Source organism: Sphingomonas sp. 179-I 2A4 NHS, assembly GCF_045369135.1.
In the GTDB taxonomy this organism is placed as follows: domain Bacteria; phylum Pseudomonadota; class Alphaproteobacteria; order Sphingomonadales; family Sphingomonadaceae; genus Sphingomonas.
This window is the reverse complement of record NZ_JBIQFL010000003.1, coordinates 426,311-446,441: the sequence shown is the minus strand read 5'-3', so window position 1 is coordinate 446,441 and position 20,131 is coordinate 426,311. Positions and strand designations below refer to the sequence as shown.

General features: G+C 66.7%; 22 protein-coding genes, 1 tRNA gene and 1 other RNA gene. 12 read left to right on the top strand and 12 right to left on the bottom strand.

What is annotated here, in order from left to right:
- Nucleotides 1-55: 55 nt before the first annotated feature.
- The 4 genes from ACH0CP_RS08410 (at nucleotide 56) to ACH0CP_RS08395 (ending at nucleotide 3,898) form a co-directional block, all read left to right on the top strand.
- On the top strand, nucleotides 56-943 hold the full coding sequence (locus ACH0CP_RS08410) for a PAS domain-containing protein (RefSeq protein ID WP_294445099.1): 888 nt from the start codon (nucleotides 56-58) through the stop codon (nucleotides 941-943).
- Nucleotides 944-998: 55 nt separating this feature from the next.
- Entirely contained in the window at nucleotides 999-1,658 is a 660-nt protein-coding gene (locus tag ACH0CP_RS08405) for a DUF6975 family protein (RefSeq protein ID WP_294445098.1), read from the top strand.
- 82 nt (nucleotides 1,659-1,740) lie between these two features.
- Nucleotides 1,741-2,595, top strand: coding sequence for a MoxR family ATPase (locus tag ACH0CP_RS08400; protein ID WP_294445097.1), 855 nt, complete (start codon nucleotides 1,741-1,743; stop codon nucleotides 2,593-2,595).
- Between the two features lie 130 nt (nucleotides 2,596-2,725).
- Nucleotides 2,726-3,898: an aspartyl protease family protein gene (locus ACH0CP_RS08395; RefSeq protein WP_406875516.1), complete on the top strand. Its 1,173-nt coding sequence runs from the start codon at nucleotides 2,726-2,728 to the stop codon at nucleotides 3,896-3,898.
- On the opposite strand, the gene ACH0CP_RS08390 is transcribed toward ACH0CP_RS08395, so the two are convergent.
- The 6 genes from ACH0CP_RS08390 to ssrA all read right to left on the bottom strand — a co-directional run bounded on the left by ACH0CP_RS08390 (nucleotide 3,899) and on the right by ssrA (nucleotide 8,629).
- Entirely contained in the window at nucleotides 3,899-4,657 is a 759-nt protein-coding gene (locus ACH0CP_RS08390; protein WP_294445095.1) for a LamB/YcsF family protein, read from the bottom strand.
- Between the two features lie 60 nt (nucleotides 4,658-4,717).
- Nucleotides 4,718-5,473: an SDR family NAD(P)-dependent oxidoreductase gene (locus ACH0CP_RS08385; RefSeq protein WP_294445094.1), complete on the bottom strand. Its 756-nt coding sequence runs from the start codon at nucleotides 5,471-5,473 to the stop codon at nucleotides 4,718-4,720.
- 57 nt (nucleotides 5,474-5,530) lie between these two features.
- Nucleotides 5,531-5,605 (bottom strand) — tRNA-Glu (locus ACH0CP_RS08380).
- A gap of 81 nt (nucleotides 5,606-5,686) precedes the next feature.
- Nucleotides 5,687-7,432: a single-stranded-DNA-specific exonuclease RecJ gene (gene recJ / locus ACH0CP_RS08375; protein WP_294445220.1), complete on the bottom strand. Its 1,746-nt coding sequence runs from the start codon at nucleotides 7,430-7,432 to the stop codon at nucleotides 5,687-5,689.
- Between the two features lie 4 nt (nucleotides 7,433-7,436).
- Complete coding sequence (locus ACH0CP_RS08370) at nucleotides 7,437-8,117, bottom strand: 2OG-Fe(II) oxygenase (protein WP_294445218.1); 681 nt, start codon at nucleotides 8,115-8,117, stop codon at nucleotides 7,437-7,439.
- Nucleotides 8,118-8,240: 123 nt separating this feature from the next.
- Nucleotides 8,241-8,629: a transfer-messenger RNA gene (ssrA, locus tag ACH0CP_RS08365) on the bottom strand.
- A gap of 42 nt (nucleotides 8,630-8,671) precedes the next feature.
- On the opposite strand from ssrA, the gene ACH0CP_RS08360 reads away from it, so the two are divergent.
- A complete protein-coding gene (locus tag ACH0CP_RS08360; RefSeq protein WP_294445036.1) occupies nucleotides 8,672-9,103 on the top strand; it encodes an Rrf2 family transcriptional regulator in 432 nt (143 codons plus the stop codon).
- 38 nt (nucleotides 9,104-9,141) lie between these two features.
- Here ACH0CP_RS08360 and mscL read toward each other — a convergent pair whose 3' ends face one another.
- On the bottom strand, nucleotides 9,142-9,594 hold the full coding sequence (gene mscL, locus ACH0CP_RS08355) for a large conductance mechanosensitive channel protein MscL (protein WP_294445037.1): 453 nt from the start codon (nucleotides 9,592-9,594) through the stop codon (nucleotides 9,142-9,144).
- 109 nt (nucleotides 9,595-9,703) lie between these two features.
- On the opposite strand from mscL, the gene ACH0CP_RS08350 reads away from it, so the two are divergent.
- From ACH0CP_RS08350 to ACH0CP_RS08320, 7 genes are all read left to right on the top strand, one after another.
- Nucleotides 9,704-10,282, top strand: coding sequence for a LemA family protein (locus tag ACH0CP_RS08350; RefSeq protein ID WP_294445038.1), 579 nt, complete (start codon nucleotides 9,704-9,706; stop codon nucleotides 10,280-10,282).
- Between the two features lie 118 nt (nucleotides 10,283-10,400).
- The gene (locus tag ACH0CP_RS08345) at nucleotides 10,401-11,258 is read left to right on the top strand and encodes a YgcG family protein (protein ID WP_294445048.1); all 858 of its coding nucleotides are present in this window, start codon (nucleotides 10,401-10,403) and stop codon (nucleotides 11,256-11,258) included.
- A complete protein-coding gene (locus ACH0CP_RS08340) occupies nucleotides 11,258-11,929 on the top strand; it encodes a TPM domain-containing protein (protein ID WP_294445039.1) in 672 nt (223 codons plus the stop codon). The genes ACH0CP_RS08345 and ACH0CP_RS08340 overlap by 1 nt, the downstream gene beginning before the upstream one ends.
- Nucleotides 11,926-12,453, top strand: a complete 528-nt coding sequence (locus ACH0CP_RS08335; RefSeq protein WP_294445040.1) for an NUDIX hydrolase — start codon at nucleotides 11,926-11,928, stop codon at nucleotides 12,451-12,453. Before ACH0CP_RS08340 ends, ACH0CP_RS08335 begins: the two co-directional genes overlap by 4 nt.
- Before the next feature lie 66 nt (nucleotides 12,454-12,519).
- Nucleotides 12,520-13,905: a sorbosone dehydrogenase family protein gene (locus ACH0CP_RS08330; protein WP_294445042.1), complete on the top strand. Its 1,386-nt coding sequence runs from the start codon at nucleotides 12,520-12,522 to the stop codon at nucleotides 13,903-13,905.
- A gap of 91 nt (nucleotides 13,906-13,996) precedes the next feature.
- Nucleotides 13,997-15,298, top strand: coding sequence for an ectonucleotide pyrophosphatase/phosphodiesterase (locus ACH0CP_RS08325; RefSeq protein WP_294445044.1), 1,302 nt, complete (start codon nucleotides 13,997-13,999; stop codon nucleotides 15,296-15,298).
- A gap of 9 nt (nucleotides 15,299-15,307) precedes the next feature.
- Nucleotides 15,308-15,757 carry a MaoC family dehydratase gene (locus ACH0CP_RS08320; protein WP_294445045.1) on the top strand — a complete coding sequence of 150 codons (450 nt, stop codon included), beginning with the start codon at nucleotides 15,308-15,310 and terminating at the stop codon, nucleotides 15,755-15,757.
- Nucleotides 15,758-15,840: 83 nt separating this feature from the next.
- Here the strand turns inward: ACH0CP_RS08320 and ACH0CP_RS08315 are convergent, their stop codons facing one another.
- The 5 genes from ACH0CP_RS08315 to petA form a co-directional block, all read right to left on the bottom strand.
- Nucleotides 15,841-16,455, bottom strand: a complete 615-nt coding sequence (locus tag ACH0CP_RS08315) for a peptidase (protein WP_406875513.1) — start codon at nucleotides 16,453-16,455, stop codon at nucleotides 15,841-15,843.
- 82 nt (nucleotides 16,456-16,537) lie between these two features.
- The gene (locus ACH0CP_RS08310) at nucleotides 16,538-17,122 is read right to left on the bottom strand and encodes an adenine phosphoribosyltransferase (protein ID WP_294443762.1); all 585 of its coding nucleotides are present in this window, start codon (nucleotides 17,120-17,122) and stop codon (nucleotides 16,538-16,540) included.
- A 147-nt stretch (nucleotides 17,123-17,269) separates the two neighbouring features.
- Nucleotides 17,270-18,112, bottom strand: a complete 843-nt coding sequence (locus tag ACH0CP_RS08305; protein ID WP_294443709.1) for a cytochrome c1 — start codon at nucleotides 18,110-18,112, stop codon at nucleotides 17,270-17,272.
- Nucleotides 18,113-18,137: 25 nt separating this feature from the next.
- The gene (locus ACH0CP_RS08300; protein ID WP_406875512.1) at nucleotides 18,138-19,424 is read right to left on the bottom strand and encodes a cytochrome bc complex cytochrome b subunit; all 1,287 of its coding nucleotides are present in this window, start codon (nucleotides 19,422-19,424) and stop codon (nucleotides 18,138-18,140) included.
- 12 nt (nucleotides 19,425-19,436) lie between these two features.
- Entirely contained in the window at nucleotides 19,437-20,021 is a 585-nt protein-coding gene (gene petA, locus ACH0CP_RS08295; protein ID WP_294443711.1) for a ubiquinol-cytochrome c reductase iron-sulfur subunit, read from the bottom strand.
- Nucleotides 20,022-20,131: the final 110 nt, after the last annotated feature.

The following is a 20,131-nucleotide window of genomic DNA, read 5'->3' as shown; positions in this document are numbered from 1 at the left end:
CACTTTGGATCGATCCACTTGTCGCCCCCGGCATCGCGCCCGCAAGTTTCGGCTCATGAAGAACGCTCCCGTTTTTCCGATCGCTTCGGACCAGCAGGTCACCGCCTCCGATCTCGTGCGCCACTTCGGCATCTGGCAGGAGCGCGCCGGGCGCGGGCCGGTCTATATCCTCCACCGCGGCCGTCCCCGGCTGGTGATGACCTCGGTTGACGTGATGGACGCGCTGTGCTCGACGCACAGCGGTCAACCGGTCGAGGGCGGGCAGCTCGGCGCGTTGCTCGACGCGCTCGGCGATATGATCGTCGTGCTTGGCGCGGAGCAAACGATCATTGCGGCAAGTCGGGGCGCGCGCGCCTATTTTGGCGATGCCGCTGATGTCGGCGCGCCGGTCAGCGGCTTGGCCTCTCCCGGTGACGAAGCACTGGCAGCGACGGTCACGCGCGTCGCCGTCTCCGGCTTGTCGGAGACGACCGAGTGCCGCTCCCCTCGCTTCCCCGATCGCCTGCTCGCCTATGCGGTCGATTGCGTGCCCGCCGGCTGCATCGTTCAGATCAGCGACGCGACTGCAGCGGAGGAACGCCAGCACTGGCGGGACCGGCATGATTCGGCGTTCAGCGCGCTCGAGGCCGCCGGCGCTGCCTGCGCGATCATCAATTTGCGGGGTCGGATCGAACAGGCCTCCCCTGCCCTTGCCAAGCTCACCGGCGCCAGTGTCGAGGCATTGTCCCTCGCGCGCATCGTCTCGCTGGTTACCGTGGGAGATCGCAGCACCGTGGGCGAAGCGTTCGAAGCGGCGATCGACGAACGCACCCCGCAGTCGGTCACCGCCTCGCTGCTGGTCGGCGGCGCCGAGCTTCGCCCGGTTCGCGTCGGCCTGGCGCCACTTGCCAGCTCCGGGCGCGTCGTCGGGGTTACCGTCGTCGTCACGCCTACGACGTCGTAAACGCCATGTTTACGCTGTCGGCCTATGGTCAACCCTCAACCATCGGGGAACATGGGTGCCGACGCTTACCAGTCCAGGCTTCGCGACGACGGGTCGCTCGATCGGCGATCTGGTCGCCGACGAGGGCAGCGCCGCCATGGAGCATGCACTGGCACTGCGCGCGCCGGCGGCGCTGACGCGCGATCTGTCCGATGCGGTCCATGCTTTGTGCGCGCTACACGGCGCCGCGCCCAGCATGGTCGAGATCTCGCTTGATGCGCGCGGTGCGCAGGATATTCGCGCCTGGCTCTACGAGACGGCGGTCGCCTTCGATGACGAGCGCCACCTCCTGGTCAAGCTGACCGCCGCGATCGGCCCGCTCCCCTCCACGCCCGGACAGGCGGAGACTGAAGCCGCGATCGCCACGCAGCAGCGCGCGCTCGCCACATTGGCGCGCTCGGACCGCAATGGATGCGCGCTTGGCGCTACCTTCGCGTTCCTCATCGACTGGCGTGCGATCCGCTCCGTCCTGGCGGTGGCCGCCACCCGTGCCGGAGTCACGCTCCGCGAAACCTCATTGCCGTCCGCGGACGACATCGCGCCGATTGCCGAGCGGCTAGCCAGCGAGCCGGCCTGCGCCCGCGCCATGATGTTCGGCGCCCAGCAACTCGTCGCGCAGCATCGCGGCCTGTGGCATCTGCTCGCCGCCCGCGCGGAGGCACGCAACGCGCTTTAATCACCGCGGCTTAACTGGCTTGCGCACGATCGAAAATTCCCCCATCGTCGTACCCGATAGTCGAACGAGACGGGATGAGGGCATGAAGCGGTTCGAGGGCACGCAGAGCTACGTTGCGACCGACGATCTGAAAGTCGCGGTGAACGCCGCCGTGTCGCTACGCCGGCCGCTGCTGGTGAAGGGTGAACCGGGCACCGGCAAAACGGTTCTGGCCTATGAGATCGCCAAGGCGACCGGCGCGCCGCTGATCGAGTGGAACGTCAAATCCACCACCAAGGCGCAGCAGGGCCTGTACGAATATGACGCGGTCGCCCGCCTGCGCGACGGTCAGCTCGGCGACGAGCGCGTGCACGACATTTCGAACTATATCCGCAAGGGCAAGTTGTGGGAGGCGTTCACCTCCCCCGAACTGCCGGTGCTGCTGATCGACGAGATCGACAAGGCGGATATCGAATTCCCGAACGACCTCCTGCAGGAGCTCGATCGCATGGAATTCCACGTATACGAAACGAAGGAGACGGTGCGCGCCACCGAGCGCCCGATCGTCGTCATCACGTCGAACAACGAGAAGGAACTGCCGGACGCGTTCCTGCGCCGCTGCTTCTTCCACTATATCAAATTCCCCGACCGCGAAACGATGCAGGCGATCGTCGACGTCCACTTCCCCGGCATCCAGAAGATCCTGGTCTCCAAGGCGATGGACATCTTCTACGAGGTCCGCGACGTGCCAGGCCTGAAGAAGAAGCCGTCGACCAGCGAGCTGCTCGACTGGCTGAAGCTGCTGCTGCATGAGGACATGCCGCTCGACGTGCTGCAGAACCGCGATCCGACGAAGGCGATTCCGCCGCTCCACGGCGCATTGCTGAAGAACGAGCAGGACGTGATGCTGTTCGAACGCCTCGCCTTCATGGCGAAGCGTCAGGCGAACAAGGGCTGATCACCAGCCTCACGACGATCCCCGCCGCCTGCCGATGCTGGACGGCGGCGGTGATCGTTGAACGGGCGCCCAACGTACCCCTGACATGCCGGTAGCCGCTTCCGCGGTGCCGCGCTAAACGCACAACGTGTTGCTTCTCCCGTTGCTTGTCGCTGCCGCCGCACCGCTTGCCCTGCCCGCGGCCCAGCCGGTCGGCAGCGCGACTTTGGCGCGCGACGCCGAAACGCGCTGGGTGCCGTTCGAGCTCACGCCCGGCAATCAGCTCCGCTTCACCATGACGGTCGACGGCCGGCCGGCAACGGCCATCCTCGACACCGGGGTCAGCTATTCCGTCCTCTCCCGTCGCTTCGCCGAGCGCGCAGCGCTGAAGGTGCGCCCCGGCGGCAATGCGACCGCCATCGGCGGCGTGGTGGACATTGGATGGACGCCGACCGCGACGATCGCGATGGGCGGCCTGACGCGGCGCGGCGGCGGCCTCACCGTGGCCACGCTCCCCGCGATCGCAACCGGCAGCGCCGATGCGGTCGACCTTCTCGTCGGCCGGGACCTCACCGGCGGCTTTGCGCTCGACATCGATTATGCCGGCCGGCGCTTCCGCCTGCTGCCAAGCGGCCGCCTGCCTTTCCGCGGCTTCACCGCGCCGCTCAGCATTTCGCGCGACCGACTGGTGTATGTCAGCGAGATCACGCTGGGCGCCGCGCGGCTGCGGCCAATGGTGGTCGATACCGGCGATGGCTCGTCAGTGACGGTCACCGCCGGCGGCTGGGCCAATGCCCGCCTTCCCGGCATCCCCACGACCACCGCCATCTCCTTCGGCCTCGCCGGCGCGGTCACCAGCACGATCGGCATCGTGCCGACGCTCCGGCTGGGCGAGCTTACCGCGCGCAATGTCGAAATCCGTGTCGAGCCGGCTGGCGGATTCTCCGATTCGATCGAGGCGGCGGGCCGGATCGGTTCGGGCTTCCTGCAGAATTACCGCGTGCTGCTCGATCCCACCGCCGGGCGAATGATCCTGAGCCCCGTCCCGCATGCCGATCAGCCCCCGGTCCGCTCGACCAGCGGCCTGTTGGTCGGCGTCGCCAGGGACCGGCTGAAGGTTCTGCACGTGATGCAGGGCGGGCCGGCACAGGCGGCGGGGTGGAAGGAAGGCGACATGATCTGCGCCATCGACGGGCAAACGATCCCGGCCGATTATCCCGCCAGCCCGCTCGCCAGCTGGTCCGCAGGGACGCCGGGCCGAACCGTCACGCTCCGGATGTGCGACGGCACCGAGCGCAAGCTGACGCTGCGCGACTTCTACTGATCAGACGAACGGCGCGATGGTGATCCCGCGCGCCATCAGCACGTCGCGCACGCGCCCGGCCATCGCCACCGCGGCCGGGTTGTCGCCATGGACGCAGATCGAATCGACGTCGAGGCGCACCGTCCCACCCTCCATCGTCGCCATTTCGCCCGTCTCCAGGAAGCGCGCGAGACGCGCCGCCGCCTCGTCGGCGTCATGGATCACCGCGCCCGGCATGCTGCGCGGGACGAGGTCACCAGCGGGGGTGTAGCCGCGATCGGCGAAGACCTCGCTGAACACGCGCAGGCCCGCTGCCCGCGCGGCCTGCTCAAGCGCGGTGCCGGAAATCGCCAGAACGGCAAGCTCGCGGTCCACCGCCGCCACCGCGCGTGCGATCGCCGCCGCCACCTCGGCCTCTGCGGCTGCGACATTGGCCAGCGCGCCATGCGGCTTCACATAGCTGACGGGATGATCGGCAAGCGCGCCGATCGCGATCAGGGCGCCCACCTGCGCCGCAACGAATCGCTCGATCTCGGCCGGGGTGGCCGGTAGCCGCCGCCGTCCGAATCCCGGCAAATCCGGATAGCTCGGATGCGCGCCCACCACGACGCCGCGCTCGCGCGCGAGCCGCATCGTACGGAACATCGTCTCTGGGTCGCTCGCATGGCCTCCGCAGGCGACGTTGGCGCTGCTGACGAGCGCGAGCATCGCGGCATCGTCGCCCATCGACCAGGGGCCAAAGCCTTCGCCGAGATCGGCGTTCAGATCGATCGACCGCATCGCCGCCATCTACGCCTTTCACCCCCCGCTTGTCTAAGGGGGCTGTGACGGAACGCGCGCCTAGAGCGACTGGCCGTCGTCGATGTCCACCACCGTGCCGGTCACCATCTCGCTGGCATCGGATGCGAAATAGAGGAGCTGAGGGTCGAGCACGTCGATCGGCATGAAGCGCCGGCGATGCCAGCTGGAAACCTGCTTGGCCCCGCCCTCGGTCTCGAACCAGTCGCCGGCGATCTCGGTTTGGATATAACCCGGCTGGATCACGTTCACGTTGATTCCCATGCGGACCCACTCGCGCGCCAGGTTGCGCCCCAGATGGGCGACGGCTGCCTTGGAAGCGGCATAGGCGCTGTCGCCATGGCCGGTAACATGGGCGGTGATCGATCCGATCAGCACGATGCGTCCGCGGCCGGTATCGCGCGATCCTGCCGCCATCAGCCGCTTGGCGCCTTCACGGGCGGTCAGCAGCACGCCGGTGAAGTTGGTGTCGATCGTCTGGCGAAGCGCGTCGGGCGCGACGTCCACCGTGCGCCCGCCGTTGGCGACACCGGCATTGGCGATCACGGTGTCGACCGTGCCGAAATGCGCCTCGGCAGCGTCATAGGCAGCGGCGATGGATTGTTGGTCGGTCACGTCGATCGCGACGGGCAGCGCCTTGTCGCCAAGCTCGGCGGCAAGCGCCTCGACCCGGTCGATCCGCCGCGCGCCGATCACTACCCGCGCGCCGGCAGCAACAAAGATTTCCGCGAAATGGGCGCCCAGACCGGAGGATGCACCGGTAATGAGCGCAATGCGCCCAGTGAGATCGAAAGCCATTCATCCCCCCTCGCCTTGCGCCCGTTCGGTGACGCAAGCTGCGAGCGGGCGATGTGCTGGTGACCCCTACGGGACTCGAACCCGTGTTTCAGCCGTGAAAGGGCCGCGTCCTAACCACTAGACGAAGGGGCCAGCGGGGGGTGCAGCTAGAGGGGGTCTCCCGACCTGTCAATCGCACTCACGCCCGAAAGATATTTTTATTGCTGCAGCTGCTCAATCCGCCCAGGCCGCATCGTCGAGATGAAGCTCGGCGACCGGGCGCTGTGCCCAGTCGTCGATCTTTGCGCGGCCGGCGAGCCACAGCCGGCGGTGCGACGCGGCGCCGAGCAGCGCGGCGCCCAGCGGCGTGTCCGCGGCGCGAAAGGCCATCGCCTTCAGGCTGCGGCCGTCATCTCCGGCGACGATCGCGCGGACATGGCCATTGCCGACCACGTCCACGCGCACTGCGCGCACCGGCCCGATGGCCACACGCGGGCTCGGCCATCCCATGCCATAGGGCCCGCCCATTTCCAGCGCGGTGACGAGATCAGGCGTCACACCCCCTGGCGCATGAACCGAATCGACCAGCAAGGCGCGATCCGCCACCGCCGCCGCGACCCGCGCGGACAGAAGCTCCTCCAGAAAATCGGCAAAGGCCGGCACCTTGTCAGCATCGATGGTGAGGCCGGCCGCCATGGCATGGCCGCCGCCCGCCACCAGCAGCCCTGCCTCCTTCGCCGCCAGCACCGCCTGGCCAAGGTCGACGCCGGGGATGGAGCGACCCGATCCCTTGCCGAGGCCATGTTCGTCCAAAGCGATGACGATCGCCGGCTGCCCCAGCTTCTCCTTCAGGCGCCCCGCCACGATGCCGATCACGCCAGGATGCCAGCCGCGCCCCGAGACCACCGTCACGGCGCGATCCGCCGCGTACATCGTCTCCGCCTCGGCCTGCACGGCGCCTTCAATCGCACGCCGCTCCTCGTTCAGCCGATCGAGCTCCTGCGCGATCATCCGCGCTTCGTCCGGATCGCGCGTGGTCAGCAGGCGCACGCCCAGGTCCGCGCGCCCAACCCGCCCGCCGGCATTGATCCGCGGCCCCAGCGCGAAGCCCAGGTCACTTGCGGTCGGTGCGCGGGTCAGGCGCGACGCTTCGATCAGCGCAGCAAGGCCGATGTTGCGCCGCCCGGCCATTACCTTCAGCCCCTGCGCGACGAAGGCCCGGTTCAGCCCGCGCAGCTGCGCAACGTCGGCAACCGTTCCCAACGCGACCAGATCGAGCAGGTCGAGCAGGCGCGGTTCCAGCCGTGCCGCGAAGAAGCCACGGCCGCGCAGCACGCGCAGCAGCGCCGCACCCAGCAGGAAGGCGACGCCGACGGCCGCGAGATGCCCGTGCGCCGCGCCTTCATCTTCGTCCAGCCGATTGGGGTTCACCACCGCATGGGCGACCGGCAAGGCGCTGGCGCATTGATGATGGTCAACGACGATCACGTCGACCGGCACCGCACGTGCCGCCTCCAGCGCCTCGAACGCTTGCGCGCCGCAATCGACCGTGACGATCAGGCTCGCGCCTTCCTGCGCCAGCCGCGTCATCGCCGTCGCGGTCGGGCCATAGCCCTCGACCAGCCGGTCCGGGATATAGGGCCGCGCCTCGATCCCCAGCTGCCGCAGCAGCAGGATCATGACCGCCGCCGATGTCGCGCCGTCGACGTCATAATCGCCGAACACCGCGATCTGCTCGCCTGCCACCACCGCGTCGGCGAGCCGCTCGGCGGCACGGTCCATGTCGCGAAAGATCGACGGATCGGGCATGAAGGCGCGGATCGACGGGCTGCGGTGATCGTCCAGCGCCTCCCGCGGGCAGCCGCGCGCCAGCAGCAGCTGCGTCACGAGGTCGTCGAGCGACAGATTGTCCGCCGCCGTCGCGCGCCACCGCCACGGCTGGCCCATGATTGACCGTTCGACCCCCAGAACGTGCATCATCGGTTCACGCCCGCGCCGTCCAGGGCGCTTCGCGGAACCACTTGGTGATGATGTACTTCACCCCCTCGGACACTGCCGTCCCTTCGTGCAGCGTCATCGGATTGGGGCTGCCGTCCGCCAGCATGTTGTTCCACGCGAGCAGCGTGCCCCGCTTGGGCGCAACCCGCACGCCGGCCTGCGGAAACCAGGTCGCGCCACCTTCCTCCACATCGTTGAGGAAGATCATCGCTGTCCACACACGCTGCCCGCCGGACGCCTTCATGGCGGGCCAATAGCTTTCGCCCTCGTGGAAATAATCGTGGTGCGCCTTGAAATACTGGCCGGGCGCGTAGCGCTGCCCCTGCATCGTCTCGCCCCAGGCAGGATCGAGCCCCAGCAAGTCCGCCAGCCCCTCGTCGATCGGCCGGATCTCAGGCGAATGCCGGTTCATGTCGCAGCTTTCGGAGGTACGGAACGACGTATCGCCGCGATCGGACAGCAGCGTCGAGGGCCGCCGGTTGGCGTCGATCATCGCCACCAGCCGCTTGCAGGTGGCGACATCGAGATAGTTCGGGATCTTCCAGGCGTCGGCGACTGCGCTCAGCAGCTTCACGGCGCGCGGATCAGCCGACAGCCGCGCCGCGACCGCCGCCCCGATCTGCGCGCGATGCTGCGATGGATGTCCGGGTACAGATTGGCTCGCCATGGCACCTATTTGCGCGCCGCCCGGCCGAAGACAAGGGCGGTGCCAATGCGGCCCTCTCGGCGGGCACGACTGACCTTACCGCGCCAGCTTCGGGACGCGTGTCGATGTTGAGGAGACATGGCAGGTGGGGGGCTTCTGTTGCCCGGCGCCCCCCGTGCCGCTGGAATCCGCTTCTGTTGCCCGGTGCGGTCCAACCGCGCTATTTTGGTATAACCTTAGGCCGTTAAGCCGTCAGGTTACGCCGCAATCGCGAGTGCTTCGTTATCGTTGGCACTTGTGTATGGGCCGTCACGGTGGTCCCATTCCGAGCAAAAGCCAGCGCCTTTCAACACACGTCGATCCTGGTTCGGCCCCGTCAACGTCTCTGCTGAAAGCAGAAGCGATGGTGGAGCCGCCGGGTACTGCCCCCGGGTCCGCTGTGCCTATTCTTCGCCGGCGTTTATCGCCATAGCCGTGGGGCAAGCCCCGCGAGCCCGACCGATATAGGGCGTCGGGACGAAACTGCAAAGACCGCCTTTCGGTCGCCATAATGCGGGTGCATATAACAGGGTATCATGCTTACCCAGCGTTCCCGTTACGCCCTGCGCTCGATGCTGTATCTCGCAACGACGCCCGCAGGCGGCCCGCCCGTGCCGATGAACCGTATCGCCGTCGAGGCGAACGTCCCGCGCAAGTTCCTCGAGCTGATCCTCGCCGATCTGCGTGATGCCGGGCTGCTGCACAGCCACCGCGGCAAGATGGGCGGCTACGTCCTCGCCCGTCCGGCGCATCTCATCTCGCTGGGTGAGATCATCCGCGTGATCGAAGGCCCGCTCGCGCTCGTCCCTTGCGTCAGCCGGACCGCGTATCGCCCGTGCCGCGATTGCAAGAGCGAGGCGGATTGCGCGATCCGCCACGCCATGGCCCGCGTACGGGACGAGACGGCGCGGATCCTCGACGGCACCAGCCTCGCCGATGCGACGGCGGTGGAGATGGCCGCCGCCTGATCGCGGCGCGCCGATCCTCACCGTCCGCTGCGCCGGATTTAGATTTTCGGCCGCGCCTTCAGTTCGTCGCGAATCTCGCGCAGCAACGCGACATCCGCGGGTTCCGCCTTGGGCTCCTCGGCGCTCTTCTTCTTCTCGTGCTCGAACATCGCCACCGCGCGGTTCACCGTGCGCATCAGCATGAAGATGATGAACGCGACGATGACGAAGTTCACCGCCTGGGTGATGAACGCGCCATAGCCAAGCAGCGGCACGCCCGCCTTCTTCAGCGCGACATAATCGGTCGATCCGACGAGGTTCGGCGGCACCTTGCCCAGCGTGATGAAGTAGCTGGAGAAATCGAGCCCCCCGAAGACCCTGCCGATCACCGGCATCAGCACGTCCTCAGTCAGCGACGTGACGATCTTGCTGAACGCGGCGCCGATGATCACCGCCACCGCGAGATCCAGCACGTTGCCGCGCGCGATGAACGCCCGGAATTCCTTGAGCATGACAAAACCTTCCGCTGTTCTAATCTAGGTTACGCGCCGATTGCCCCCTCGCCAAGCGCAGCCGCTGTCCTATATGAATGATACAGGCCGTTTTCGGAGACCCACGCTAATGACCTTTCGTCCCCTTCTTATCGTTGCGCTTTCCGCCAGCGTCGCCGGCTGCGGCATCAACAGCGTTCCGACCGCGGAGGAGAATGCCAAGGCGCGCTGGGCCGACGTGCAGAATCAGTATCAGCGCCGCGCTGATCTGATCCCCAATCTCGTGTCGACCGTGAAGGCGGCCGGCGCGCAGGAGAAGGATATTCTCACCGAGGTGACCAACGCGCGCGCGTCCGCCACGCAGGTCCAGGTGTCGCCTGACGATCTCAGCGATCCGGCGAAGATGCAGGCCTATCAGCGCGCGCAGGCGGGCCTCACCTTGTCGCTGCAGCGGCTGCAGGAAGCGTATCCGGAGCTGAAGAGCCAGGCGAATTATACCACGCTGATGAGCCAGCTCGAGGGCACGGAGAATCGCATCACCATCGCCCGCAACGATTATAATGCGGCGGTGCAGGCGTATAACACGCGCATCCGCACCTTCCCCGACGCGGTCGGCGCGAAGATCTTCTACGGTGCAAAGCCGATGGTGCCGTTCCAGGCGACCACGCCCGGCGCGGAAGCCGCGCCCAAGGTCGATTTCGGCAGCTGATCGATCGTTTCCCGGCGGGGTCGCCTCCCGGGGCGCCCCGCCCCATCTTGCGCCGGAGTAAATAGTGCAGCGCTTCCACAGGCTCAGCGCGAACGCATGGCGGTCCTTGCTCGCCGCGATGATCGTGGCCCTTGCCGCGATGATTGTCCTGCCGGCAACCGCGCAGACATTCCCCAAGTTCACCGGCTTCGTCGTCGACGCGGCCGATATCCTGCCCCCGAATGTCGAGGCGGAGCTGACGCAGAAGCTCGACGCGCTGCAGCGGGATACGAAACGGCAGCTGGTCGTCGCCACCGTTCCCAGCCTCGAAGGCTATCCGATCGAGGAATATGGCTACAAGCTCGGCCGGGCCTGGGGCGTTGGCCTGAAGGACGTCAACAACGGCGCGATCCTGCTGGTCGCCCCCAATGATCGCAAGGTGCGGATCGAGGTCGGCAATGGCCTCGAGCCCTTCCTGACCGACGCTTATTCCAGCGTCGTCATCAACAATGATGTCCTGCCTTACTTCAAGGAAGGCGACATGGCGGCCGGTGTGGTCGCCGGCACGGACGCGCTGATCGCGCAGCTGCGCGCCTCGCCGGAGGAAGCGCAGGCCAGGCTCGACGCCGCGATCAAGGAATTCGACAGCACCCGCAAGGCGCAGCGCAGCGGCGGCGGTGGCGGCTTCCCGCTCGGCCTTGTCTTCTGGGGCATGGTCGCGATGTTCGTGCTGCTGTCGCTCGGCCGGCGCGGCTCGGTCGGTCGCGGCAAGCGCTACCGCGACGATGGCGGCCTCAGCTCCGTCATCCTGTGGAACATCGCAGCCAATGTCGCGAGCGCGGCGCTGCGTGATAACGACGACGACGATCACTGGGGCGGCGGGGGCTTCGGCGGTGGTGGCGGCTTCGGCGGCGGTGGCGGCGGCTGGGGTGGCGGCGGCTTCGGCGGCGGCGGCGGCGGATCGTTCGGGGGCGGCGGCGCCTCGGGGAGCTGGTGATGCGCCTGTCTGCTGAAGATCATGCCAAGGTGACGGCGGCGGTCGCTGCGGCCGAAGAGCATACCGATGGCGAGATCGTGACGATCGTCGCCCGCACCTCCGATGCGTATCACGATGTCGGGCTGCACTGGGCGGTGCTGGCCTCGCTGCTCGTGCTGGCACTGCTGTCGGCATTCCCCAATTCGGTCGATGCGATCCATTTCCTCACCGGCGATCCGTGGAACGAGCATGTCTCGACCGGCACGGCACTCACCATCGCAACCGTGCTCGCGACGGTCACCTTCCTTGTCGTGCGTTATCTCCTCGCGATCCGCCCGCTGCGTATGGCGCTCACACCCGCTGCGACCAAGACGCGCCGGGTCCATGCCCGCGCGCTCGCCCTGTTCCGCACCAGCGCCGAACACCGCACCATCGCCGCGACCGGCGTGCTCCTTTACCTCAGCCTCGACGAGCATCGCGCCGAGATCGTCGCCGATGTCGGCATCCACAGCCGCGTTTCCAGTGACGTGTGGGGCCACGCGATGGCCGCGCTCGTCGCCGCGGTGAAGGACGGGCGCCCCGGAGACGGCATGGCGGCGGCAGTCCAGGAAATCGGCGTCGTGCTGGCCGAACATTTCCCGCGCACCGGCAGCAATCCCAACGAATTGCCCGATCGCCTGATCGAGCTATGAGCGCACCCACCGATGCCCCGCAAGTCATGTGGGAAGGCCGCTTCATTCGCATGATGCGGCAGGGCAATTGGGAATATGCCGATCGCAGTCGCGGAATCGGCGCCGCGGTGATCATCGCTATCACCGACAATGACGAGGTGGTGCTGGTCGAGCAATATCGCGTGCCTCTCGGCCGTACCTGCCTCGAGCTTCCCGCCGGTCTCGTCGGTGATGTGACTTCGGGCGAGCCGCTGGCCGAAGCCGCAGGCCGGGAGCTTGAGGAGGAAACCGGCTACCGCGCCGGGTCGATCGAGCCACTCGGTGATTTCTGTTCCTCGCCCGGCATGGTCAGCGAAAGCTTTACGCTGGTGCGCGCCCGCGATCTCACGCGGGTCAGCGATGGCGGCGGCGATGCGGACGAGGATATCACCGTCCATCTCGTCCTGCGCCGGAATCTTGCTGCCTTCGTCGCGGCGAAGCGCGCCGCGGGCGTCGCGATCGATGTGAAGCTTATGCTGCTGCTCACCGACGTGCTGCTGCCCTGACCGGTCGGTTCGCGCCGGCAACGAACCACCCTTCCCCCGCTTCGCGTCGCGGCCTATCTCTTGGTCATGCGCAAACACATCCTGATCGTGATCGGCCTGCTGATCCTGGTGGCTGCCGGCATCCTTGTCTGGCTTGGCTGGCCCGACAAGGCGAAGGTCGATTTCGCCGACGTCACGGGCCAGCGGCCGCAGATCACCGAACCCCGCCGGCAGATGATCCCAACGGTCAAGGTGGCGAAGGCCGTCGGCTGGCCGCAGGGCGCCGCCCCGACGGCGGCCGAGGGCCTCACCGTCACCCGCTATGCCGAGGGCTTCGATCACCCGCGCTGGCTGTACCGCCTGCCCAACGGCGATATCCTCGTTGCCGAGACGAACTCACCGCCGCGTGAGGGTGGCGGGATCACGGGCGCTGCGATGAAGCTTCTGATGGGTCGCGGCGGCGCCGCGGTGCCGTCCGCGAACCGCATCACCCTGCTGCGCGATTCGAACGGCGACGGCCGGGTCGATGAAAAGCACGTGTTCATGACCGGGCTGAACTCGCCGCATGGCATGACTCTGTTCGAAGGACAGCTCTACATCGCGAACACCGATGCGCTGGTGCGCGTGCCCTACACCGAGGGCGCAACCAAGGTCACCGCCAAGCCCGAGACCGTCATCAAATATCCGGGCGGCGCCAATCACTGGGCGCGCAACGTCATCAATGCCGAGGATGGCCGCACCCTCTATCTCTCGATCGGCTCGGCCTCGAACATCGGCGAGAACGGCCTCGACAAGGAGCGGTTGCGCGCCGTCATCCTGCAGGTCTGGCCGAAGGAAAAGACGTACCGCATCTACGCCGCCGGCGTGCGCAACGCGAACGGCATGGCGCTCAACCCCAATACCAAGCAGCTGTGGACGGTCGTTAACGAGCGCGACATGCTCGGTTCGGATATCGTGCCGGACTATCTGACCGCGATTGAGCTTGGCGATCACTTCGGCTGGCCTTGGTATTATTGGGGCGGTTACCCCGACAAGCGCGTCGAGCCCGCCAACCCGCAGCTTCAGCAGTATTCGAAGCGTCCGGATTACGCGCTCGGGCCGCACGTCGCAGCGCTCGGCCTCACCTTCGCTACCGATGCGAAGCTTGGCGATCGCTTCGCGAACGGGGCCTTCATCGGCGAACATGGCTCATGGAACCGCGTGCCGGTCTCCGGCTATAAGGTCGTCTTCGTGCCCTTCACCGATCGCGGCTGGCCGGTGCCCGGCGCAAAGCCGGTCGACGTGCTCACCGGCTTCCTCAACGCCAAGGGCGAGGCGCAGGGCCGCCCGGTTGGCGTCATCACCGATCAAACCGGCGCGCTGCTGGTGGCGGACGACGTCGGCAACGTGATCTGGCGGGTGAGCGCGGCAGGGCAGCCTGCCGCAGGCCAGCCGGCTGCAGCACAGCGGGCTGGGCAGCCCGCCACCCGCTGATCCCTTCCCTGGCGCGCTTCCCTTGGGAAGCGCGTCAATTGTGACACGGCCAAGCAAGACAGGCGAGATCCCAGGCGCTACCGGGGCGCCCATGTTTCGCCGATTCCTCCCGACTCTCGCTGCGCTCTCCGCTCTGGCCGGATGCGCTTATCCCGCCAACCCACCGGCGCTCCCGCCCGCGAACACACCGGCCCCGCTTGCCGCCGCCGATGCCGTCGCGCGCCGCGCCCCGGTCACCATCCTGATCTCGATCGACGGCTTCCGGCCCGATTATCTCGATCGCGGGCTGACGCCGGTGCTCTCCCGCCTCGCCGCGGATGGCGTCACCGGGCCGATGCGGCCGAGCTTCCCGTCCAAGACCTTCCCGAACCACTGGACGATCGTCACTGGCCTGCGCCCCGATCGCCATGGCATCACCGCCAATTCGATGGAGGATCCCGCGCGCCCCGGCGAAGTCTTCACCATGGCGAACGACGATCCCTTCTGGTGGAACGCCGCTCCGCCGATCTGGGTGACGGCGGAAAAGGCGGGCATTCCCACCGCCTCCATGTACTGGCCCGGATCGAACGTCGGCTGGGGCGGCGTGCGCGCTTCTACCTGGCCCAACTATGTCACCGGCGGCACGCGGCCCACGGACTGGCAGCAGTTCAGCCAGCAAATGCCGAACGAGAACCGCGTGCGCGCAATCTTGGACTGGATGCGCCGTCCGGCCGCCACCCGTCCCCGGCTGGTGACCACTTATTTCGACGTCGTCGACACCGCCGGCCATCAATACGGTCCCACCTCGCCGCAGGTGAACGAGGCGCTGGTCGAGGTCGACCGCGCCATCGGCCAGCTCGTCGAAGGGCTTGCCGCGCAGGGCCAGGCCGCGAACCTCGTCATTGTCTCCGATCACGGCATGGCGGCCACCTCGAGCGATCGCGTGATCGCGCTCGACAAGATCGTTTCGACCGAAGACGCGCGCGTGGTCGAAAGCGGTCCCTACGCCACCTTCGCCCCGCTGCCGGGCCGCGACGCGGCCGTCGCTGCCGCGCTGCTGAAGCCGCACGCGCACATGGAATGCTGGCGCAAGGCTGAGATCCCGGCCCACCTCCATTATGGCAAGAATCCGCGCGTCCCGCCGTTCCTCTGCCTCGCCGAGGACGGCTGGATGACGTACAAGACCGCGCCGACCACGCCCTTCTCGCGCGGCGAACATGGCTTCGACAACAATCTGCCCAGCATGCGCGCGCTGTTCATCGCCAATGGCCCGGCCTTCGCCCGCGGGCAGCGTATCGAAGATTTCGACAACGTCTCGGTCGCGCCGCTGCTGCGCACGTTGCTCGGCCTGCCGGCGGATCCTACGCTGGACGGGACGGATGCACCGTTCCGCCCGGTGCTGACGCAACGATAAGGAGAGGCAATGCAGTATTTCGAGGACATCGCTGTCGGCACGAAGGCCAGTTTCGGCAGCTACCGGGTGACGCGCGAGGAAGTGATGGAATTCGCCGCGCGTTACGATCCGCAGCCGTTCCACCTCTCCGACGAAGCTGCCGCGCAGACGCACTTCGGCCGCATCTCTGCCAGCGGCTGGCATACCTGCGCGATGGTGATGTCGATGATCGTCGAGAACCTGAAGAACAACCGCCAGGCGGGCCTCGGCTCGCCCGGTGTAGACGAGCTGCGCTGGCTGAAGCCGGTCTATCCCGGCGATACGCTGCGCTGCGAAACCGAGGTGATCGAGAAGCGCCAGTCGCAGTCACGCCCCGAAATGGGGATCTTCAAAAGCCGGATGACAGTCTACAATCAGGATGACGTGCCGGTCATGTCGATGGTGTCTAACGGCCTCATCGCCACGCGCCCGGCCGCCTGACGCTCAACGACAAACGCCACCCCGGATGATGATCCGGGATGGCAGTTCGTTTCCCTTAGACCACGCGCCGTGGCCCGGCCCGGTTACTGCCGGCGCGGCCGGGCGTAGCGCGGCTGCGCCGTGCGCGGCTGGGCACGGTTGAACCCCGGCGAGGATCGCGGCGCGCGATATCCCTCGGTGCGGTTTTCGCGGCGGTAGTCGCGATAGTCCTGCCTAACGTCGTTGCGGAATTCGCGGCGTGCCTCGCGCCGCCCCTGCTGGAACTGCCCGCGATCGATTTCGCCGCTACCATACGCGCGGCGATTGTCGCGCAGGTCGCCGCGATAGTCGCGCCGCTCATTGCGGTAATCACGCCGGAATCCGTCCCAGTTCGCCTGCGCGCCCGAACGATTCCACCCCGGCCGGCCCTGCCAGTAACGACGCTGTGCATCGTTCCAGCGATGCGGGCGGCGATAGCGATCGTACACGTAGATGCCGGTGCCCGGATAATAGAAGTTGTTATACCAGCCGAAGGTGCTGCCATAGCCATAGCCGGCATAGCCCGGATAACCGCCGAACCCGTCGTAATAGGGATCGCCGACATAGCCCGAGCTATAGCCAAGCGACGCACCGCCATAGCCATAGCCGTCGGTGCAGGCGGCCGTGCCCATGCCGATCCCGGCGAGCAACGCGACTAGGCCGATGCGTTTCCACTTCATCTCATGTCTCCCGAACGTTGGAGCCGCGGCAGAAAACGCGCCGCGCAGTTAACGGCAAACTCGGCCTGATAAGTGAAGTTCCCTAGTGCCCGGGAAACGACATCAGCGCGTCCACCTGAATACCATCGCCGCGCAGCAGATCGGCGCCGCCCAGATCGGGCAGATCTACCAGGAACTGCGCCTGTACTACCTCGGCCCCCGCCTTGCGCAGCAGCCGGACCGCGGCGCGCGCCGTGCCGCCGGTTGCGATCAGGTCATCGATCAGCAGCACGCGCGCGCCCGGCGCACAGGCATCGGCATGCATGGCGATCCGGTCCTGGCCATATTCCAGCGCGTAATCCTCCGCGATCGTCGCACCCGGCAGCTTGCCGTCCTTGCGGATCAGCAGCACGCCTGCCTTCAGCGGCACGGCCAGCGCAGCGGCGAACAGGAAGCCGCGCGCCTCGATCCCCGCAACGAGATCCACCGGCCCCTTCACCGCTGCCACCATCCGATCGACGGCGGTGGCGAGGCCGTGCGGGTCGAGCAACAGCGTGGTGATGTCGCGAAACTGGATCCCGGGCTTCGGGAAGTCGGGGATCGTCCGGATCAGCGCTTTCAGGTCTTCGTTGCTGCCTCCCGTCGATACGGGCAACAGGTCGGTCGAGCGGCGGTCGTCATAGCTCATCCGCCCCACATGCTCTTCGCCGCCCGCCATCGCAAGCAACCGTGATGCGCCCTCCCCCGCGGGCTGCGCGTGCCCGGCCCACGAAAAAGCCCCGCTCGCATCATGCGGGCGGGGCTCGTTCTCGTCAGCCTTCGGTGAAGGCCGGGCTCAATGCTTCACGTTGCGCCATACGTTCTGGTAGGCGCCCCAGGTCAGGAACACGAAGATCGCCAGGAAGATGATCGTCGCGAAGCCTGCGGCGTGGCGGGACTCCAGGTTCGGCTCCGCGGTCCAGGTCAGGAAGGCGGCGACGTCGTCGGCCATCTGCTGCTTGGTCGCCTGCGTGCCATCCTCGTAGGTCACCTGCCCGTCCGAGGTGAGCGGCGGCGGCATCGCGATGTTGAGGTTCGCGAAATACGGGTTGTAGTGCAGGCCTTCGGGCGTCTTGGCGTCCGGGAACTTGCGCAGAAGCTCGGCCGGCTGGTTCTGGTAGCCGGTCAGCAGCGACGCGACATAGTTCGCCCCGTCGTGACGTGCCTTGGTGATCAGCGACAGGTCAGGCGGCAGCGCATTGTTGTTCGCCGCGCGGGCCGCAACCTCGTTGGCATACGGGCTCGGGAAGCGGTCGAACGGCAAGTTCTTGCGCGTCGCGGCTTCGCCCGTGTCCGGGTTCACGCTCGGCTGCTCGATCGGCCAGGCCTGTGCCAGCGCCTTCACCTGACCCTCGCTATAGCCGATCTGCTCGAGATCGCGGAACGAGACGTACTTCAGGCTGTGGCAGGCGGCGCAAACCTCCTGATACACCTTCAGGCCGCGCTGCAGCTGCTGCTTGTCGAACTTGCCGAACATGCCGGCCGAGGAGAGCCCCACATCCTTGGGATGGAGGTGGAACTCATGCTCCGCGGTCTCGGGCGCCGGATCGGTGATCGCGGTCGAAATCGTGCCGAACAGCGCGATGCCGAGCACGAAGACGAAGCCGGCCCCGATCAGGAGTGCGATGGTACGAACCATTGTTTTCTAATTCCCCCGTATCGGCTCAGTGCGCCATCGCGGTCTTGGTCGGCGAGGTGCCGCCATGCTTCGCGAGCACCGCTTCGGTGATCGAGTTCGGCAGCGGGAGCGGACGCTCCGAGCGCGAAACGATCGGCAGGATGATCAGGAAGTGCGCGAAGTAATAAGCCGTCGCGATCTGACCGATGATAACGTTGCGCGCGGTTGCTTCTGCGCCGCCGACATAGCCGAGCACCAGCACGTCGATGAGCAGGACCAGCAGGAACCAGCGGTACGTCGGACGATAGTTGGCCGAACGGACCGGCGAGCTGTCCAGCCACGGCAGGAAGAACAGCAGCAGGATCGAGCCGAACATCGCCAGCACGCCCCACAGCTTGCCCGTCAGGATGAAGTCCGCGGTGAAGCTCTTGAGGATCGCGTAGAACGGCAGGAAGTACCATTCCGGAACGATGTGCGCCGGCGTCGAGAGCGGGTTCGCCTCTATGTAGTTGTCCGGATGGCCAAGCAGGTTCGGCGAGAAGAAGATCAGCGCCGCGAAGATCAGGAAGAAGACAGCGACGCCAACGCCGTCCTTCGCCGTGTAATACGGGTGGAACGGCACCGTGTCCTGCTCGCCCTTCACGTCGACGCCGGTCGGATTGTTCGAACCCGGGATGTGCAGCGCCCAGATGTGCAGGATGATGACGCCCGCGATCACGAACGGCAGCAGATAGTGCAGCGAGAAGAAGCGATTAAGCGCGGCATTGTCCGGCGCGAAGCCGCCCAGCAGCCACACGCGGATCGGCTCGCCGACCAGGGGGATCGCCGAGAAGAAGCCGGTGATCACCTGCGCGCCCCAGAAGCTCATCTGGCCCCACGGAAGCACGTAACCCATGAAGGCGGTCGCCATCATGAGAAGGAAGATCACGACGCCCAGCAGCCACACCATCTCGCGCGGCGCCTTGTACGACCCATAATAAAGGCCGCGGGCAATGTGGATGTAGACGACGGCGAGGAACATCGACGCGCCATTGGCGTGCGCATAACGCAGGAACCAGCCGGCATTCACGTCACGCATGATGCTTTCGACCGAGGCGAAGGCCACCGCGCCATTGGCGGCATAATGCATCGCCAGCACGACGCCGGTGACGATCTGCACCACCAGCGCAAGGCCGGCGAGCACGCCGAAATTCCACCAATAGTTGAGGTTGCGCGGCACCGGATAACCGGCACCAACGGCGTTGTAGACGAGGCGCGGCAGCGGCAGCTTCTCGTCCATCCACCGCATCAGCGGCTGCTTCGGCTCATAATGATTGGCCCAGGGAAAGCTCATCTGTGTGCTACCTCAACCGACCGTCACGACGGTGTCGGACGTAAATTCATAATCGGGAACGACGAGGTTCGTCGGTGCGGGTCCCTGGCGGATGCGGCCGGCGGTGTCATAGGCGGAGCCGTGGCACGGGCAGAAATAGCCGCCGAACGGCCCCTTGTTCTCGCCTTCGCCGGCGCCCAGCGGCACGCAGCCGAGATGGGTGCACACGCCCAGCGTGATCAGCCAGTTCTTCTTGCCGCTCTTGGTGCGCTCTTCCAGCGTCTGCGGGTCGCGAAGCGAACTCACCGCCACCGCATCGGCTTCCGCGATCTCCTTCGGCGTCAGGTTGCGCACGAACAGCGGCTGCTTGCGGAACGTGGACTTGATCGCCTGCCCCGGCTCGATCTTGCTGATGTCGATCTCGGTGGTCGACAGCGCCAGCACGTCGGCCGACGGATTCATCTGGTTGATCAGCGGCAGAACGATCACGCCTGCGCCAACGCCCGCCCATGCAACGGCCGCGATATTGATGAAATCGCGCCGGCGGGGGTCGTGGGCTTCCTCCAGATAAGGTTTCGGGTTTTCGCCTGGAGGAATCGTGCTCTCGACCGTCGCCATTCGCTAAACCCTTGTCCTTCCTGCCGGAGTCGGCCGCATCTTTGGAGATAGAGGTCCCCTGCGCCCGCCCATGGAATCCCCCCGTCCCCACGGAGGTTCGCGGCCTGATA

Excerpts from the sequence above, each read along its gene's own strand:
- ACH0CP_RS08410 (WP_294445099.1), top strand. The coding sequence starts at position 56 with ATGAAGAACGCTCCCGTTTTTCCGATCGCTTCGGACCAGCAGGTCACC.
- ACH0CP_RS08400 (WP_294445097.1), top strand. The coding sequence starts at position 1,741 with ATGAAGCGGTTCGAGGGCACGCAGAGCTACGTTGCGACCGACGATCTG.
- ACH0CP_RS08390 (WP_294445095.1), bottom strand. The coding sequence starts at position 4,657 with ATGCGGTCGATCGATCTGAACGCCGATCTCGGCGAAGGCTTTGGCCCC.
- ACH0CP_RS08385 (WP_294445094.1), bottom strand. The coding sequence starts at position 5,473 with ATGGCTTTCGATCTCACTGGGCGCATTGCGCTCATTACCGGTGCATCC.
- recJ (WP_294445220.1), bottom strand. The coding sequence starts at position 7,432 with ATGATGCACGTTCTGGGGGTCGAACGGTCAATCATGGGCCAGCCGTGG.
- ACH0CP_RS08370 (WP_294445218.1), bottom strand. The coding sequence starts at position 8,117 with ATGGCGAGCCAATCTGTACCCGGACATCCATCGCAGCATCGCGCGCAG.
- ACH0CP_RS08360 (WP_294445036.1), top strand. The coding sequence starts at position 8,672 with ATGCTTACCCAGCGTTCCCGTTACGCCCTGCGCTCGATGCTGTATCTC.
- mscL (WP_294445037.1), bottom strand. The coding sequence starts at position 9,594 with ATGCTCAAGGAATTCCGGGCGTTCATCGCGCGCGGCAACGTGCTGGAT.
- ACH0CP_RS08350 (WP_294445038.1), top strand. The coding sequence starts at position 9,704 with ATGACCTTTCGTCCCCTTCTTATCGTTGCGCTTTCCGCCAGCGTCGCC.
- ACH0CP_RS08345 (WP_294445048.1), top strand. The coding sequence starts at position 10,401 with ATGATCGTGGCCCTTGCCGCGATGATTGTCCTGCCGGCAACCGCGCAG.
- ACH0CP_RS08340 (WP_294445039.1), top strand. The coding sequence starts at position 11,258 with ATGCGCCTGTCTGCTGAAGATCATGCCAAGGTGACGGCGGCGGTCGCT.
- ACH0CP_RS08335 (WP_294445040.1), top strand. The coding sequence starts at position 11,926 with ATGAGCGCACCCACCGATGCCCCGCAAGTCATGTGGGAAGGCCGCTTC.
- ACH0CP_RS08330 (WP_294445042.1), top strand. The coding sequence starts at position 12,520 with ATGCGCAAACACATCCTGATCGTGATCGGCCTGCTGATCCTGGTGGCT.
- ACH0CP_RS08325 (WP_294445044.1), top strand. The coding sequence starts at position 13,997 with ATGTTTCGCCGATTCCTCCCGACTCTCGCTGCGCTCTCCGCTCTGGCC.
- ACH0CP_RS08320 (WP_294445045.1), top strand. The coding sequence starts at position 15,308 with ATGCAGTATTTCGAGGACATCGCTGTCGGCACGAAGGCCAGTTTCGGC.
- ACH0CP_RS08315 (WP_406875513.1), bottom strand. The coding sequence starts at position 16,455 with ATGAAGTGGAAACGCATCGGCCTAGTCGCGTTGCTCGCCGGGATCGGC.
- ACH0CP_RS08310 (WP_294443762.1), bottom strand. The coding sequence starts at position 17,122 with ATGAGCTATGACGACCGCCGCTCGACCGACCTGTTGCCCGTATCGACG.
- ACH0CP_RS08305 (WP_294443709.1), bottom strand. The coding sequence starts at position 18,112 with ATGGTTCGTACCATCGCACTCCTGATCGGGGCCGGCTTCGTCTTCGTG.
- ACH0CP_RS08300 (WP_406875512.1), bottom strand. The coding sequence starts at position 19,424 with ATGAGCTTTCCCTGGGCCAATCATTATGAGCCGAAGCAGCCGCTGATG.
- petA (WP_294443711.1), bottom strand. The coding sequence starts at position 20,021 with ATGGCGACGGTCGAGAGCACGATTCCTCCAGGCGAAAACCCGAAACCT.